Here is a 17,087-nt window from a genome sequence, read left to right as displayed (position 1 = left end):
TTTTATTTTTTTATTTTCTTATTTTTTACTTCTTCAACAAAATAAATTTTTTAAAAAATATATGCTAATTTTAAAAGAACATGAAAATTTTTAATAAAATTATACTAATTTTTAAAAAAAATAAAAAAATTTTTAAATAAATTATACTATATTACTATTATAGATAATTTTTTAAAATTTTCTAATAAAATATTTAGCTGTTATACTTAATGGTTAAATTAGACTGTAAATTAAATTGAGAAAAAATAAAATAGTTATCTGGTGTTTAAAAATGAAAAATTAAGATTTTCTTTTTTTAGATTCTGGATAATTAAAAGGTAATGAGATGGTGGTTTTTATTTCCGAAGAAGAAATTGAAACTTTAAAAGAGAAATTAGCTAATAAGGACGAAAAGCTTAAGAATCAGGCTAGTGAATTGAATCATTTGACCAATGAGATAATTCCTAACTTGAAAAAAGAGAACAAGGAATTGAAAGCGGTTAAAATTGAACTTACAGAGGCATTGGAAACAAGCACAAAAAAATACTTCGATCAATTGGAAATCAATGCCGACTTAAGTGAAAGCGTTGCCAAAAAAGGGGCAGGTCTTCAATTGGCTAAGGTCAGACTGGATGAAATAGAAAAACTGGTTGTCGAACTTGAAGCAAAGGCTAATGAAAAAGAGGAAGAAGCTGCATCTATGGAAGGATTGACTGATGAGGAAAAAGACATTGTCGAAGAACTCAACAAGGAAATCAAAAAACTGAACAAGGAATTGGATGCAAAGGACAGAGTGATTGACAATAAGGAAAAGGAAATCAAGAGAAAGCAAAATCAATTGAAGGACAAGAACTCTGAAATCGCTGATTTGAAAGACAATTTGATTCCAAAACTCAAGGCAGAATCCGCTGAACTCACTGCCAAAATAAAATCCAACCAAGCTGAATATGAAGAGGAAAAGGCAGGAGTTGGAGGAAAAATTGCCAAACTGGAAGCGGAAATAAAAGACCTGAACGAAAAATTAGACAATAAACAGAGAGATTACAATAAGTTAAGCACTGCAATGAAAGCAAAAGACAAAACAATCAACTCTCTTAAAAACAGAAACCAACAATTATCTGAACAATTAACTGAAAAGAAATCCAGCAAAGGATTCTTTGGCAAGATCAGAGGAAGATAATTGTATTTTTCGATTAATTAATTTCTATTAATTAATCACTTTTTTCTTTTTTTTACAAATTTTTTACACAATGCTATTTTTAGGATAATTCTATTTTAGAGAATAAAGTTTCAATATTATCGAACAAATATTTGATAGATTATTATTAGAATTTTATGAAATATGACTAAAAAATAAAATTAAATAAAAATAGAAATAGGGAGAATCACTCCCAATAGTGAAAAGAATTTTTGGTCAAGGTTTTTGCAGGCCGAAGGCCTGGAAAAAGCTTGGGTTTAGGCTTCTTGTCTTAACCTTTTGACAACAAAGTCCTTATCCAATGAGAGCAAGAATGAAGCTGCTCTAGGTCCTTGCTTTTGGCCAAGAATCATTTTGTAAATAGCTTGGAATGCTTTTTGAGGTTTCAATCCGTGGCTTTCCAATACCATATACATGGCATCATGCAATTCTTCAGCAGATGAGAACTCTTTCTCTTCCATCAAATCTGCAAGGTCTTTGAGGAATGCGATTTGGTCATCTGGAAGAGGCAATTTTGGAATTGAATCATATTGAACTTGGAACTTGACGAAGTTAGGAGCGTATTTTTCCAACCAAACAATTACATTGTCCACTCTTTCTGCATATTGAGCGAGTTCAAGATCGGTCAAATCTGCAAATTCCTTATCTGCAAAGCTTTTGGTCAATTGTGAGTTTTTCTTTAGGATTGCAAATATCTTCTCCAAGTCCTTGCTGCCTACAATCTGATAAGCGTTTACCAAGAATCTGAAAGGAGGTCTGAATGGCAATGGAGAGTCTGCCTTGATCTGTGCCATCTTGTAAATGCTTTTGAATTTTCTACCTTCTTTTTCAGATGGAGCTTCCTCTTCGCCGTAGAATACTCTTTCAACCTTATCAAAGGTGTCCATAAAGTCTAACCATGGCATTTTTGGAGAGAAGTCCTTGGATTTCATTGGTTTGCTTCTGAACAGGTAGTAGTTGAGACTTTCTGCAGGTCCGATCTCAAGCCATTGTTCCGGAGTGAAGAACACACCATGTGATTTACTCATTGCCTCACCGTCAAGGGTGATCCATTCGTATGGAACTGGGAAAGGAGCAGGATAATCAAATATTTCCTCAGAGATTACACTACTTACATCGTAGGATCCTCCAGCTGCAGCATGGTCTTTTCCGAATGGTTCACAAGTGGTTCCGAAGATTTTCCATCTTGCTGCCCATTCAACTCTCCAGGTAAGCTTACCGTTACCGGATTTGATGTCCATCTCACCGTCATGGCCACATTCACATCTGTATTTCACAATGTCTCCATCGAAGTCATATGCCTCGGTGGTGTTTACCCTTCCACATTCTTCACAGATAGGGTTGTATGGCAACCAGTGATCTGCCAGTGGCTCTCTTCTGTATTGGTCAAAGATGGCCTTGATCTCATTGTGCTTTTCAAGGGATACCCTGATTGATTCAAGGTAAGATCCGTCCTTATACATCTCAAAGCCGGATTTTGGAATAATTTCAATACCGTAAGCATCAAGAACTTTGAACAAAGGTTTTTCAAAGTGTTCAACAAAGTTTTTACAACATCCTTCAGGACATGGAATCATAGAGTATGGCATGCCTAAGTATTGGTCATAGGATTCAGGAAGTGGGTAAGGAACTTTTCTAAGTGGGTCGTGGTCATCTGCAATCCAGATGGTTTCCGCATCGTTACCTAATTCTCTCAATGCTTTACCTATTGCGTTTGCGATGAATACGTCACATGAATTTCCAATATGTATAGAACCTGATATAGATGTACCACTTGCTATGACATGTTTTTCTACATCCATTTCATTTAATTCATCAGCGATTCTTTCAATCCAATGTTTCATTGTTTCACCATAATAATTATAAAAGCTGCTTTCAATTAAATGAGTACTTAAACTCAACCCATATATGAAAGCAATAATGAAGTATAAATTAATATGAATTTGATACTAATTTTACTAATTATAAAGAATAAAATTATGAAAAATATTAATTAATTTAAAAAAAAGTTTAATCAATATCCTAATAATTTATTATAATTATATATTTAGATTATCATATTATAAAAAATTAATTACAAAAATAGCTAATAGGGATTGTAAAAATTTTAAAAATTGGCACATTTGTAGAAAATAAATGATAGTGAAATTAAAACTTTTAAAAAAATTGGAATCCATAAGTGAAAATATGATATGATCTGAAGTAAAGTTCTAGAAAAATAGCTATTAAAGGATGTAAATAGGATTCTATAAAAGAATCCTATTAAGTGGAAAATTAGAGTTGAATAAAAAACTCCAATAAAAATGAAAATAGGTTAAAAAAGAAAACCTATGAAAATAAATGAAAATTGAGTAGATTGAACTTATTGTTCAAATCTACGTCTGTCGATTAATTCTTGACGTTTACCTGCGTTCCATCCGCCGTTTGCAGATTTAGCATGACCTACTTGTTGTACGTAACCTGTAATTCTGTCATACCATTCCACATCAGCAGTCTCGCCACAGGAAGGACATTTGTTGCTTAATCCTTTCATTAAAGTCTTACAGTTTAAGCAGAAACTGAATGCTGAACTGTAAGCCCAGAAACCAATGTCGGATTTTCTTGCAATCTTGTTGGTCAAGCTCATCAATGCATCAGGATCTGAGTAGGACTCACCCATGAATGCATGGAAGATGTGTCCACCAGGAGTCAAGCTGTGGTATTGGCCTTCAATCTTGACCTTGTCAGCAAAGGAAATATCGGAGTTTACAGGCACGTGTGAGGAGTTGGTGTAGTAGTTAGCTCCGTTGTCACCTTGCAAGATGGTCTTGTCTCCGAATTGCTCCTTGTCCAAGGTTGCGAATCTGTATGCGGTTGATTCAGCAGGGGTTTGCAATACAGACCATCTGAGGCCGGTTTCCTCTTGCAATGCCTTTGATCTTGCATTTATGTATTCTAAACATTTGAGACCGAACTTGTTTGCATCTGGGTTTTCGATACCTTCACCGAACAATGCAAGCAACATTTCGTTAAGACCACAGAAACCGAAGGACAATGTAGAGTTTTGGATTCTGTAATAGGTTTCTCCTTCCACGTCTTGGTCCAAGAATGGCAAGATGTCGAACTTGTTCAAGCAGTTGAGACCTTGGTTTCTTCTGATCATCAAAGTTTCAACAGCAAGGTCCATGTAATTGTCCAAGTATTCGAAGACATCGTTTTCATCTCTGGATTGGTATCCGATTCTTGGCAAGTTCAAGGTTACATAAGCCAAGTTACCTGTTCTTAAACAGTCTTGTTCCCAGTCACCGGTCCAGGTGTCTTGGAGACAGGTTCTGCAACCCATATAGTTAGCCATTTGACCTCTGTAGTCAGGCAACATGTTTACGAAGTAGGATGAGCCGTATTTTGCAGAAAGCTCATGGACTAAACGTAAGTCATCATCATAGTCACCTTTCAAGGTCTCTTCACGTAATGTGTAAATTGTATTTGGGAATAAGTGAGGTTTTCCTTCTGAATCTCCTTCAAGCAAGATTTCAGTGAAAGCCTTTTGGATCATTCTGGTTTCATCCTCAAAGTCACTGTAGGTACCTACAACTTTTCCTTTTGGACCGTATGCAGTGACGTCTTCAAGGAATTTTGGAACACCGAATTCCAATTGCATGCTTGTGAATGGAACTTGGGAACCTCTAGCAGCGTAAGCCATGTTCAAGTTGTAGACCAACATTTGAATGGATTGCTTTACTTCTTCGTAAGTTCTGCCGGTTGCAAATGGTGCTACAAATACGTTCCATAGGGACATACCTTGTCCACCGGACATGTTTTGCTGTGCAGCCAACATGATTTCACCTGTATGGTTCATCAAGGTTTCCATATGGGAAGGAGCTGCTGCAACGGAAGTGTGGTCTCCAGTACCGTCCACTTTAAGACCGTATCTGATAAAGGTCCTTATATCGTGTTGGAGACAGTTCAATGGTCTTCCTGCGAAGAACTCCAAGTCGTGAATGTGAATGTCACCAGACATGTGTGCATCTGCCAAGTGAGGTGGCAGCATGTGTAAGAGTGCGTATTGTTTCAATGCTTCGTCAGCAACATATTTGTGAATGGATTCCGGGTTATGCATCATGTTTGCATTGTCTCTTGAACCGTTTTCAATCAATGAAGTGATGTTGTAAACAGGAATACCTAAACGAGTGTATCTGCTTCTTAAGTCTTCCAATCCGTATTCCACAAGTTTTGTGTTTACGATTTCCCTGATCATTGGAGCGGTAAGGTATTCGACATTGAGTTTTTTGAGTTCCTTCCAAACTTCAGTTGCGATTTCAAAGGCGGTTTCTTGGGAAGCACCGGTTTCTTCAACCAATGTGCTTGCAATCTTAGCCATGTCGAACGGTTCGATTTTATCTCTGGAAGAACGTACCTTTAAAGTGGTTTTAGCCAAGTACTTGTTGGCCGCTTCAGAATCTATATCCTCTAAGCATTCGTAAACAATCTTTTTGATTTCTTTGGTAGTGATTCCATCGTAAAGGTTTTCGCCAACGGTTGCAATGATCTTTTCATATTCACCTATTGGAGCTTCCACCATTACCAAGGACTTTAACAACTTTTCATAACTGAAAGCTTCACAAACACCGTTGTTTTTCCTGACGGTGATTTTAGCTCTTTTAATATCGTTTTCTACATTTTCTACTTTTTCCACTATAACACCTTCATTAAAAATTAGAATTAATCAATAGAATAATTAATGTAATCATAAGAATTAGATTAAACTTTCAATTTGATTACTAATAATTATGTACTTACATGTATAATATCCGTTCGATATTATACGAAAGTTAGCAACTATACAAAAAGTTAGTTACTTCACGAAATAATATATGTAATAAGATGTATATAAATTGTTCGTATTTATACAAACAAATTATATTGAAACAATCATGATTTGGAAAATACTTAAAACCTGTTAAAAAAATTAAAAAATTAAGGGATAAACCTTAATAGATGAAATGAGAATCCAATAAAAACCATTATCCAAATGTGAACAATCAAGCAATCATTTTCCAAAGAAGACATCTAAGGAACTTTGCTTGGACTTGTCACTTTCAAACAATGAATTAATACCAAATTCCTGAATTTCCAGCCTTTGCTCAAGATAGTGTGATACAGGGTATCTGTTTACAAGGTTCTGGGAGATTTCGAGATATTTGACTACAGACCCCTTGGATACGCTGAGAACCAGATCTCCGCCACACTTGCATTTGCCTGTAAGAGGCATTCTCCTATACTTTGCGCCGCATTTAGGACATCTGACCTTCTGCTTGGAGAAAGCCCTTGAATTTCCCATGATATCCGGCAGGAAGTGTGAAGACAATACTCCTTCCACGACTCCCCTTTGGTCCACTGCCCTGATGAGTTCCGCCAGATTGATTTGGGCCTCCACCTTCTCCTTCATGGTTCCCAAACGTTTGTATAGGCAAAGCTTAGGACCGGCATGTATGCTTGAGGTATGATGTGAAAACATCAGGTCATGATATTGCCTGTCAGTGCCTAAATGCATGGATACGTTATCAACCAAATCCAACATATCAGCAGGTTTCAAAGGCTCTTGAGACCTTTCAAAGAATTCAAGAGGGAACCTTTCAAAGATGTCAAGGTTATGTGACTCGTCGTCTATCTCCTCTGGGTCTATACGGGTGGATAAAACCAAAGGAGCATCCATGCTTCCTCCACGAGTGCTTGGCAAGTATGATTTGGAGAAATTGATCAGTGCATCCAGCAATAAGAGAACGGAGTCTTCGTCACTGTCGCAGTTTCTCCTTTTTGCAGAATGGAAATAAGGGTGTGCATAACAGCCCAAAGCCTTAGTGAATCCTACAATACGGCCCAATACACCTGCAGATGTGTGAGGTGCAAGGCCTGCAATCAGATGGCCGATCAAGTCATATTTGTCCTTCACATTATAGTATCTTTCCATTCCATAATACCTTTCAAGAAGATCATCAACGAAATTGGCTACACCTACCAGATACTCACCGCAATTGTCGGAAATGACAATATCCTGAACCTTAAGTTCAACGATTTGGTCTTCGCTGACTATATCATCGCCATAACAGTCCTTGGTATAGCCCATTTCCAATAGTTTAGGAACTGTAACACCGATTTCACTTGGAATGAAGTGGGTAAGTGGCAAGTCAGTGGAGTCATGACGAATGGTTCCTTCCTTAAAGGTGAAAACTCCATTCTTGGCCCTTAGGATACCTTTTTCCAAAGGTTCCGGAAGCTTGTCCTCGGAAATGAGTCCGACAACACCTTTAACCTCATCAACCTTGCGGACTCCAACATTATCTGAAGCCTTGGAAAGCATTTTAGCCAAATTAATGTCTTTTTGACCGGATTTTCCTATTTCAGTAGGAGATCCGCAATGCGGACAGATGGCCTTGAATGAACTCAATCTGCAATCCGGATTGGTGCATTCCCTTCTGGCAAACTCCACCTTGATCTTTTTCTTTTTGGCGGCTTCTGCGACCAAACGTCTGTTTCCACCATTGGTTCCAATAGGGAAAAGCACATGAGGAGCCGGCTTCATCAATCTTTCCTTGGATTTTTCAGGACGTCCGACCCTTGTGCCGATATAGCATGGAGCCTTATCCTTAATCTCAAAGTCGATATTATCATTGATGATGTCAACTACCTTCATCTTATAATACTCATCAGCGAGATATCTTGAATAGTCTCCATTTATAGTCTTGAGTAAAGCATAAGCATGATTCCTGTCAATTATTACTTTACCATCCTTCAATTTATGGCATAATCCCATAACTTCCAATATTCTTTTTTGGTAGGACAGCTCAAGTGTTAAATCTTCACCATTTGGATATTCATTTTCCAGGTAATCTCTTCTGGAATTTAACCATTCACTAAGGTCAACCAAATCCTTAATGGAAATGTCATTATAATAATAAGTGTATTCAGGATGCAATGGAACATTGAATTCCTCAGTTATCTTAAATGCCTCTTCAGCTGTGAATTTCCTTGTTTGAAGGGATTCCAAGTCAAATGCCTCTTTTTCCTCATCACTGAATGATCGATATTTCTCTGAATTCCTTATTGTTTCAATCCACCATTCCTCACACCAGCAGGCACCTAGCATTGGCTGGTTGTTCCTTAGGAATTCACCGAATGCAACAAGCATGTCTCCCAAGAAAAGGATCTCAACAACCTTTCCCTTGACCTTTCTTGCATCCTCAATGGAATCCAGTCTGCGGACTTCACCTGATTTCAGCTTTACGGTTGGCCCTTCGATAGAGTCTACAGGAACCACACAGTTACCCTTTCCAGGCCTTTCAATCTTCAACTGTGTTCCAACTGCCAGGAACTCCAATAGCTCCATTGTTGCAGGGTGAACACCCATGGTTGCAAGCCCTGTATTTCTTGAACGACCATATCTAAGCCTGAATCCTCCCTTTTCAGATGGATATCCCAAAACAGGCCTGCCCCCAATGATATCGTGGGCATATTTGGAATGTTCAAATAGCTCATCCTTGTCAATAATGTTATCATCAATCTCTTCAAGGCTTTCCTCACTGTCAGACTGGGAACCTTCCTCCTCCTTGGAAGAGCCTACCCCTTTGGCATATTCAGCCAGGAATTCCCAGCTGTCCAGATCAAGGGTATGAGCATATTTCAAGATCTTTTTGGATTTCTGGATAACTCCCTCTACCATCGCAAGGAGAGCACCTCCTCTGATGTTGTTTGTTTCCACACGAGGCAAGTCTCTGTGGGACACTTCAACCTGGTCAGTCGGTTCACCGTTTACTTCAACAGGAATGCTCTTTGCAGCAAGCCTGACCTCCTCTGGAGTTGGAGAGTATTGGAGATTGGTGACTTCTGATTCGTAAAGCTCAACCTCTTCCACATATCTTTCTATTTCGTCTTCAGTAGGCTTGAACTTGTCGAGACCTGTGGCTACACGGATCTTATCACCTAAAAGAACGGACAATGCAGCTGCAGTACCTCCTGCACTACGGATAGGTCCTGCAAAGTATACCGCAATATATTTTGTCCCATCGGAATTGCTTTTGATCTTCACTCCTGAAATACCTTCCAATGGAGCTGCAACAACCCCTTCTGTCAAGATAGCTAAAGCTGTTCTGAGCCCTTGATCTGCAAAGGCCTGCTTTTCAGCCTCCAGCTTGGCACCGGTTTCATTAGATTCCTGAGACGCGATTTCAGCGGCAATCTGAAATGCCACCTCTTCCCTGGACATGTCCTGTTCCAATTCCTTGATACGCTTGGCAATGCCTTTAGGGCCTACAAGCCCTTCCACTCTCTCAGCCAAGTCCTTTGCCAATGGAATTTCAGTCTCTAACTCAACATCAAATCCTTTTGACCTTGCCTCATTAGCTATCTCATAGAGCTTAAGGGTTTCACTTTCCAATCTTTCAAAATAATCCATTCCAGCATCCATTATAATCACTGATAAATAAAAAATATAATCTTGTTTTTTGCTTATTTTTTCTCTAATATTAGTATGTATTTTATCATATTTAAAAATATTAAGAGAGCATATAAAAACTAATGAAAAATTGAAGAATTCTTAAAAAAATAAAAATAGTTAGTATATTGACAAACAAAATACTTTGAAAATAAACTCAAAGGATTGGCCTTTAAAATTAAAAAAAATAATTAAAAAAAGAATAATTCGTAAAAAGTCTATACAGAGAATCTTAAGATGAAACAGAAGATTCCTAAAATTACAGTAATAGCGATGACTATTTCAGGAGCAATTTTTGGACCTACACTTTCGTCATCGAAGTATCTTACTAAACCTGCCCCACTCATAGGCATGCTGATCTTGTTATCTTTCTTTGCCATAAATATCACGTTAAAATAATTTAATAATTTTTGAATTTTGAGTAATCAATTAAGCATTAATATAATTATAATATTAATATGACTTTCATAAGTATTAACTATTTCTATCATTTCTTATATTAAAACTTTTAGTTTTAAAAAATTTCTATTCTTAAATAATTAAAAAATTAAGAAATAAAATTAAAAATTATTTTAAAAATTTTAATTTGGAGAAATTATAGGATTCCTCCGAAGAATAAAACTAAAAGTGCAGCGATTGCGAATGTGACCAACCAGATAGGAATGCTCCAAGCCATTACTTTAGAACCATCCAATGGAGGTATCGGCAATAGGTTGAAGGCTGCTAGGAAGAAATTGATTCTGGTACCAAGGACACAGATCAGATAGACAATAGCTCCAACATCAGTGTATATGAAATCTCCAAGAGATCCTAAAATAAGGAAGAATATCAATCCCAATACGATATTTACAATTGGCCCTGCAATGGAAATGATACCGTTTGTCTTCTCTTCCATTCCCTGACTGTAAATGACAACCGCTCCAGGAGCCGCAAATATGAATCCGAAAAATGAACTTGCAAGTGCAATGATCAATCCTGTAGGCCATAGCTCATATTCCGCATAGTATCCATAATGCATTGCAACGAACTTATGTCCCAGTTCGTGGAAAATGAATCCCAATCCCACTCCAATCATGACCACTGGAAAAACAAGCCCTATGTGGCTGTAATCCCCATTGGAGTAGAGAATGGTAAATCCTAAAGCAATCACTATAAAGGATATGATTAAATCTCTTATCTCTTTTTTTGTAAATCTAAACATAACTTAAATTATATTTTATAATCTTATAAAGTTTATGATTATAATTATAAAAAATTATTGAATTGGCATTAAATGGAAAGGGCCTTATTTTTAAAATCAGTTTTTAAAAAAAAAATCATTCCATTTTCTTAGGCCATTCACTGAAAATGGCTTTAAAGAGAATGAAGTTAGAGACAATGGCTAATATGATTATTAGAATGATGACAATTGAATTGGATTGGATCAATCTTTCAATTCCGCCTACTCCAAGCAGGAATGAAAGGAGATTATTCAGGAAGTGGGCAAATATTGGCACTAGAATATTCTTAGACTTTACATAAAGTATGGAAACGCAGATACCGAATAGAATAGCTCCCAATATTCCTCCAAAGTTATGGCAGATTCCAAACAAGACTGAAGATATCAGTATGGCCAAAGTCAGATTATCCAATTCCTTATTGAATCTTCTGAGGAATATTCCCCTAAACAATAGCTCTTCTATTATTGGAGACAATATCACTACAGTGATAAAGTAAAGAACCAATATTAAAGCACTTACTGAACTGAAATCGCCAAAAAGAGGGGAATCAAAACCGATTATTGATAAGGAGCTCAAATATTTCAAAACAAAATAGATTGCTGAAACGAATAGAATGTTTGAAATCACAATAAATGAGATATGATAAATGTCAGAGACCTTGAAGATTGAATCATATTCATTTCTTAAGGCATCCTTGAATGAAATCTCATCAAAATCAATGCCATTTAATTTATAAGCAAAAAATATCAGCATGATCCCATATAAAATGAATTTGAAGACCAGATTTCCCATATTCAAATGAAGAATCATTGGAATTAAGGTCAAAACTAAAATAAGGAACAAAAAGAATGATAAAACCTTTATTATGGATAATCTATCTAAAAAATCATTTAATCTAATCATGCAAATCATCTTTTTCCTTTCATATTAATAGTTCTATTTTTTTAGTATCAATTTTATAATATTTAAGTTTAATATGAAAAAGAAAAGGAAAATGAAAAAATAAAAAAATAAAAATGGGGAAAAAAAGAATGAAACGAATAAAAAGAAAAATAAAATAAATCAATTAAACAATCAATTTAACTGAAAGAAGCAGTTTCTGCAATTGATTTCAATAATTCCAAATCGTTTCCAGTAATTACAATCACTTGATCGCCTTCTGGATTCTTGATGCATAATGCATAATCAGAATTATCAATATTTGAAATCATATGGTCATCGATTGAAACATTGGTGTCTACTGAATTTTCACCATTCGGATCAGTGACTTTTACTCCATCAGTTGAAACGGAAACATTTTCACCAGAAGAATCGGAAACCTCCAATCCTTTTGTAGATAATGAAACTGTGGTGTTGTCATCACCGACAATATGTACTCCCTCATCATTGGAAACTTCCACATCGGCATCTTCAGTTGTGACGTTTACATTGGAATCATCTGAGAAGATTCCACTTGCGAAGTTCCATAAGCCATCAATATCATTTCCAATGTCGAAATTGAAGAAGTTCCAATTGTTTGCATCCTTTGTTTCAACAATGAAATAATCATCGGTTTCCTCAACGATAGGGCCATCATTCTTCAGGTCATTGTATAAATCTGAAATGATGTTCTTATCAGAAGAACCGTCTTTTAAGTACATTACTGTGCTTACATCATTTGCATTTTCACCTTGATTTTCAAAGACTTCCATGTTCATAGCCACATCACCAACATTCAAGTTAGTGGTAGCTGCATTAACAAAATCACTTCCTTCAGGAACATCAATAGCAAAATTATCGCTATCAATGCCACTCGCTACCAAATCGGCTGCACCTGCACTTGAAATAACAACTGCAAAAATCAACAGTGCAGATAAAATGCCTAAAATTCTTGAATCAAATTTCAAATTATCACCCATTTTACATTTTGAATAAAATTTTAAAAATATTATTAATTTAAAAAGATAATTAGAAAAAAGAATAGGATTATTCTAATTTCTAATTATGCTATCACCCAATAGTTTCTAGTTTTTCTGTTTTTAGTATTTTTTTAACTCTAAGGAGTTTTAATATAAGTTATGCATCACCCAATAGTTTCTAGTTCTCTTGTTTGATAGTTTATAATTCAGTTTTAATACTCAGTTTTTTTTATTCAACTTTAGCTGCTTCATTATAAACAGATCCATAAACCCTGCTTATTACAATGCTTGCATATGGATTAAGAAGCAATGAATTTAGAATCATGTTCACTAAAGCCAGTACAAGTGCAGAACCAAAAATCATGCTGATGATTGTGGCAACAAGTCCAAATATGAAGCCAAAGAATACGGTAATGATCATGATTGCAATGACAGTGAAGAGTAAGATTCCGATGAATCTTCCCCATCCTAAGTTCTTGATCAATGCCCATATTTCCTTGAATCTGAACGCTGCAGCCAATTCATCATTCTTGACCATATGACATAATGCAATTACTTCCATCAATGCACAGAATACTGCAAATACGATTGCAATGAGCAAAATGATTCCACCTATTGCATTTACTGAAGCTCCAACTGCCTCATTTACAGTCAACATAAATCCAAGTAAGAATAATATAATAGGCAAGATGGAATAAGCTATTCCAACAATGAATGAACGAACACCTTTCACGAACAATCCTTTGATGTCTGAAAAGCCTGGAAGTTCGAATTTTCCTTCCAAAGCATATTTGATGACATCGTAGGTGTATCCTGAAGCGAATATCATCAATATAAGTGTTACAATCCATGACAATATGATCAATGCCATATTATTTGGAGGAATTGCTGCTAAAGCCCCTTGAACTGTATCCAAAGGAGCAAAATCTGACATGACCCTTATGGAATCAAAAACCAGATATTCCATTGCAAATGAAACCAAACTTGAAATGAGAAATATAATACCTAAGGTCAAAACCTTTTTCCAATCATTTAAAGGATATTTCAATCCTTCTTTCACTAAATCAGTAATACTAGCCATAAACTCACCAATATAAGAAAAAAATAAATAAAAATTAATTTATTTCAATCACCTAATGAAGATTGTAAATCAATCCGCTTGCTCTTGATTGCAAGATCATGGTAAAAGGACTTACAATGAATAACATCACAAAGTATGCTATGAAGAATCCTGCAACAAAGATTCCTCCTGCTGCTTCGCCAAATCCTAAAGTGCCTGTAATGATTCCAAAGAATCCGAATACAAACAAGATCAATAGGAAAACAGTTGCTGTAATTGCAAAGCTAATGACAGCCAATCCGAGATAAGCACCTATGCTCCTTACAACACCGACAGACTTGATGATTTCAATGATCTCATTGAAGTCAAATGCCTTTCCAAGTGAACCGTCATAATTTGCCATGTTTGCCACACCGAACATGCTCATGAGATAAGCGAATACAATAGCTACAACGGTGATGATGGAACCGATACCCATCAATGCGGATTCACCGTATCCTCCAATTGCACTGGATACGATTGCAAACAATATGAAGATTATGAATGGAACCAACAGGTAGACCAGATAGACCAGGACAACCTTTATCCCATCTACAAACATGTCAATTATGTTGTCAAATGCTGGCAATGGATCATTGCCGTTTATCATACCTTCTACAGAGATCTTGGTAATCCTGTAGGAATAACCGTAAATCAGGAATATTGGAAGGAAAAGGAAACTCAAGAAGTAAGTCACTCCCAATATTAACAATGTCTTTAAGTCTTTAGCAGAATATTCTAAAGAATCCTTATAAATGTCTAATATCATTTTTATCTAACCCCTAAACATATTAAGTCAATAAATAAATCTGAATCAAAGTTATTGTTTAACTTTGATATCTTTTAATTTTTAAAGTTCGTCATCACTAAATTTAAAAATATCCTCTATACTTAAATAGGAATCCTTATCTTCGCCATAAGTGGCCTCATTCAGGATCCTTGTAATCTTATAAGCCAAAAGTAAAGAGGGATTATACCGTCCGTTTTCCAAGGCATTGATTGTCTGACGGGTCACACCGGCTGATTCGGCCAAATCCTGCTGACTCATCTTGATCTCCTGCCTCAAATATCTTATAATTGTTTTCATATAATCACTTTAAACGATAGCTAATTAAATATAGATTATAAAAATGTAATAAATACATTCCAAATGTAATAAATAAATTCCAAATGTAAAAATTATATTACATCTCTATATGTAAAAATTATATTACATCCTATATAAATCTTTCGATGATTTTGGTAAAAATAGTTGATTTAAAGCAGAAAAAAAAATAATTTAGGAAAAATAGTAAAAGAAATTAAAATAATAGAAAGAATAGAAAAATAGTAAAAAAATTATAAAAAATAAAATTAAAGCATTCAAGCCGTTAATAGCTTAGTCTCTTTAAAGATATATAAAAGTATTAAAAGACCTGCAATGACAGAAACCAACAATGTTATAGGCAAAACTGGCATTTGGAACAAGAAGGCATCTGAATTTGCCGCTTCAAGAAGGACCGCCACAAGATTGTTTATGAAGTGAATTGACATTGTCATAAGAATATTGTCTGTCTTCAAATAGACAATGCACATGCACATTCCGAATAGGAACGCACTGATCATTCCACCGAATTCATGTCCGATAGCGAAAATCGCCGAAGATATGATCATTGCAGCAATTATTCCAGTCCTTATTTTCAATCTATTGAATAGAACTCCCCTAAACAGCAATTCCTCAAGGATAGGTGCAAATATTATTGAAGAGATTGCCTCAATAATGAAAGCAATCGGATCAACAAAGGTTGGAGTGAAGTCCAACAATGGCTCCATATCTGGAAACAAAGTGCCATAAAGTGTATCAAAGCTTGAAAAGAAAGCCACTACGATAAATGCAAACAGGATATTTATTAGGAATATGTAAAGTATTTCCATACTGTTATCCCTTTCAAAAAGCTTTGAGAAGTCATTTCCCAATCCATGAGTGCCTCTTAAGGCCCAGATGAAGAATATCAATATGAAGAAAAGGAAAGGAAATAGCAGCAGATCCTCATTTTCCGCAAGTGGAGGATATGATAAGCCAAGTGCTACAGTCAAGATGAAAGCAATCACAATAGCTATAGCGGCTTCCCTTATCCTTATTGTCCTAAGCCTTACATTAAAGTCAGTTACATCAAAGTCCATTTTATGCACCAAATATAATTAAAAAATGATTTTAAATGAGTGTTTTAAATATTATTGGCTTAACATTTATAAATCTTTTCAATTAAATCTTGAAAAAATATGTCCTTATTTCAGCTTATAGGTGAAATAAAGAATGTAAACTGGAATGAATATCAATGAAGAGAGAAGCAAGAGACCCATTAGGCTGCTGAACTCGCCACCTATCAGGAGATATTGGAATGGAGTGTATACAATGAGATAAGATAGTAGATTGTATAATGAATGAACCACCATATTCAACAGCAAATTGTCTGTTCTTGAATATAGGATGCATAGAGTCATTCCCATTATGCATGTATAGGTTATATGTGCAATATGGTCCGGATAATTCAAATGGCACAATCCGAAAATGATTGATGAGACAATTAAACCAAATACGAAACCTTTTCTGATTTTCAACCTGTTAAATAAGACTCCTCTAAAGAACAATTCCTCAGATATCGGTGCAATGATAATTGCTGAAAACATTTCAACAAAAAAGACCAAAGGATTGCTTGAACCACTCGCAATATCCATTAAAGGCAAGGAAATTGAATTGATCATACTGAAAAGCGAATCCAAAGGGGAAAACATGGTTTGAATGAAAAATGCTATAAAAATGTTTGCAATTGCTAAAATCAAAACCCTTAGAATATTGCTGGTCTTAAAGAGATCATTGACATCCTTATTGAATCCTGTTGTGCCAAATGTGGCAATCAGGAAGAATACCATCATGAAGCAGAAGAAGAGAATATACTCAAACTGTGGAGAATATACATTCAAGTAATTCTCAACAAATCCTGTCAGTAAAAATGAAATGACCAATGCAATGCTTAACTCCCAAAGCTTGATGGTTCTAAGCCTTACATTAAAATCCTTAACGCTGAAATCCATACATATCACCCAATAAATAAAATTATATCTAATAATAGTTTATTATAGTAATTTATAAATCTTTATGAAAATTTTAAAGATATCTTAAAAATATTGAAAAATAATATTAAAATTGATAAAATATATTTAATCTAAAATTCAAAAATAG

Annotated in this window: 13 protein-coding genes; 1 reads left to right on the top strand and 12 read right to left on the bottom strand. The window is 35.4% G+C overall.

The genetic code is table 11. From position 1 onward, the window contains the following. Positions 1-325 precede the first annotated feature (325 nt). The gene (locus tag IJE13_RS03365) at positions 326-1,159 is read left to right on the top strand and encodes a hypothetical protein (protein WP_292777076.1); all 834 of its coding nucleotides are present in this window, start codon (positions 326-328) and stop codon (positions 1,157-1,159) included. Between the two features lie 275 nt (positions 1,160-1,434). On the opposite strand, the gene lysS is transcribed toward IJE13_RS03365, so the two are convergent. The 12 genes from lysS to IJE13_RS03305 all read right to left on the bottom strand — a co-directional run bounded on the left by lysS (position 1,435) and on the right by IJE13_RS03305 (position 16,939). After that, the gene (gene lysS, locus IJE13_RS03360; RefSeq protein WP_292777074.1) at positions 1,435-3,021 is read right to left on the bottom strand and encodes a lysine--tRNA ligase; all 1,587 of its coding nucleotides are present in this window, start codon (positions 3,019-3,021) and stop codon (positions 1,435-1,437) included. Between the two features lie 518 nt (positions 3,022-3,539). Next, positions 3,540-5,852: an anaerobic ribonucleoside-triphosphate reductase gene (nrdD, locus tag IJE13_RS03355; RefSeq protein WP_292777072.1), complete on the bottom strand. Its 2,313-nt coding sequence runs from the start codon at positions 5,850-5,852 to the stop codon at positions 3,540-3,542. A gap of 354 nt (positions 5,853-6,206) precedes the next feature. Next, a complete protein-coding gene (polC, locus tag IJE13_RS03350; RefSeq protein WP_292777070.1) occupies positions 6,207-9,620 on the bottom strand; it encodes a DNA polymerase II large subunit in 3,414 nt (1,137 codons plus the stop codon). A gap of 245 nt (positions 9,621-9,865) precedes the next feature. Then, positions 9,866-10,027, bottom strand: a complete 162-nt coding sequence (locus tag IJE13_RS03345) for a preprotein translocase subunit Sec61beta (RefSeq protein WP_292777068.1) — start codon at positions 10,025-10,027, stop codon at positions 9,866-9,868. Positions 10,028-10,242: 215 nt separating this feature from the next. Then, positions 10,243-10,848 carry a site-2 protease family protein gene (locus IJE13_RS03340; RefSeq protein ID WP_292777065.1) on the bottom strand — a complete coding sequence of 202 codons (606 nt, stop codon included), beginning with the start codon at positions 10,846-10,848 and terminating at the stop codon, positions 10,243-10,245. A gap of 115 nt (positions 10,849-10,963) precedes the next feature. After that, positions 10,964-11,770: a type II CAAX endopeptidase family protein gene (locus IJE13_RS03335; RefSeq protein ID WP_292777063.1), complete on the bottom strand. Its 807-nt coding sequence runs from the start codon at positions 11,768-11,770 to the stop codon at positions 10,964-10,966. Positions 11,771-11,946: 176 nt separating this feature from the next. After that, positions 11,947-12,753, bottom strand: coding sequence for a hypothetical protein (locus tag IJE13_RS03330; protein WP_292777061.1), 807 nt, complete (start codon positions 12,751-12,753; stop codon positions 11,947-11,949). 241 nt (positions 12,754-12,994) lie between these two features. Then, on the bottom strand, positions 12,995-13,846 hold the full coding sequence (locus IJE13_RS03325; protein ID WP_292777059.1) for a DUF4013 domain-containing protein: 852 nt from the start codon (positions 13,844-13,846) through the stop codon (positions 12,995-12,997). Positions 13,847-13,898: 52 nt separating this feature from the next. After that, positions 13,899-14,633, bottom strand: coding sequence for a DUF4013 domain-containing protein (locus tag IJE13_RS03320; protein WP_292777057.1), 735 nt, complete (start codon positions 14,631-14,633; stop codon positions 13,899-13,901). 81 nt (positions 14,634-14,714) lie between these two features. After that, on the bottom strand, positions 14,715-14,951 hold the full coding sequence (locus tag IJE13_RS03315) for a helix-turn-helix transcriptional regulator (RefSeq protein ID WP_292777055.1): 237 nt from the start codon (positions 14,949-14,951) through the stop codon (positions 14,715-14,717). Between the two features lie 275 nt (positions 14,952-15,226). After that, positions 15,227-16,027 carry a CPBP family intramembrane glutamic endopeptidase gene (locus IJE13_RS03310; RefSeq protein WP_292777052.1) on the bottom strand — a complete coding sequence of 267 codons (801 nt, stop codon included), beginning with the start codon at positions 16,025-16,027 and terminating at the stop codon, positions 15,227-15,229. A 105-nt stretch (positions 16,028-16,132) separates the two neighbouring features. After that, on the bottom strand, positions 16,133-16,939 hold the full coding sequence (locus IJE13_RS03305; protein WP_292777049.1) for a type II CAAX endopeptidase family protein: 807 nt from the start codon (positions 16,937-16,939) through the stop codon (positions 16,133-16,135). Between the last annotated feature and the right edge of the window lie 148 nt (positions 16,940-17,087).

Origin of the sequence: Methanobrevibacter sp. (assembly GCF_017410345.1) — an archaeon.
Lineage (GTDB): Archaea > Methanobacteriota > Methanobacteria > Methanobacteriales > Methanobacteriaceae > Methanobrevibacter.
Note: the sequence above shows the minus strand (reverse complement) of the source record. Positions and strands in the feature narration are given on the sequence as shown.

Bases quoted from the DNA above. Each gene is read 5' to 3' on its own strand.
- IJE13_RS03365 (WP_292777076.1), top strand. From the start codon at position 326: ATGGTGGTTTTTATTTCCGAAGAAGAAATTGAAACTTTAAAAGAGAAA.
- lysS (WP_292777074.1), bottom strand. From the start codon at position 3,021: ATGAAACATTGGATTGAAAGAATCGCTGATGAATTAAATGAAATGGAT.
- polC (WP_292777070.1), bottom strand. From the start codon at position 9,620: ATGGATGCTGGAATGGATTATTTTGAAAGATTGGAAAGTGAAACCCTT.
- IJE13_RS03345 (WP_292777068.1), bottom strand. From the start codon at position 10,027: ATGGCAAAGAAAGATAACAAGATCAGCATGCCTATGAGTGGGGCAGGT.
- IJE13_RS03340 (WP_292777065.1), bottom strand. From the start codon at position 10,848: ATGTTTAGATTTACAAAAAAAGAGATAAGAGATTTAATCATATCCTTT.
- IJE13_RS03335 (WP_292777063.1), bottom strand. From the start codon at position 11,770: ATGATTAGATTAAATGATTTTTTAGATAGATTATCCATAATAAAGGTT.
- IJE13_RS03325 (WP_292777059.1), bottom strand. From the start codon at position 13,846: ATGGCTAGTATTACTGATTTAGTGAAAGAAGGATTGAAATATCCTTTA.
- IJE13_RS03320 (WP_292777057.1), bottom strand. From the start codon at position 14,633: ATGATATTAGACATTTATAAGGATTCTTTAGAATATTCTGCTAAAGAC.
- IJE13_RS03315 (WP_292777055.1), bottom strand. From the start codon at position 14,951: ATGAAAACAATTATAAGATATTTGAGGCAGGAGATCAAGATGAGTCAG.
- IJE13_RS03310 (WP_292777052.1), bottom strand. From the start codon at position 16,027: ATGGACTTTGATGTAACTGACTTTAATGTAAGGCTTAGGACAATAAGG.
- IJE13_RS03305 (WP_292777049.1), bottom strand. From the start codon at position 16,939: ATGGATTTCAGCGTTAAGGATTTTAATGTAAGGCTTAGAACCATCAAG.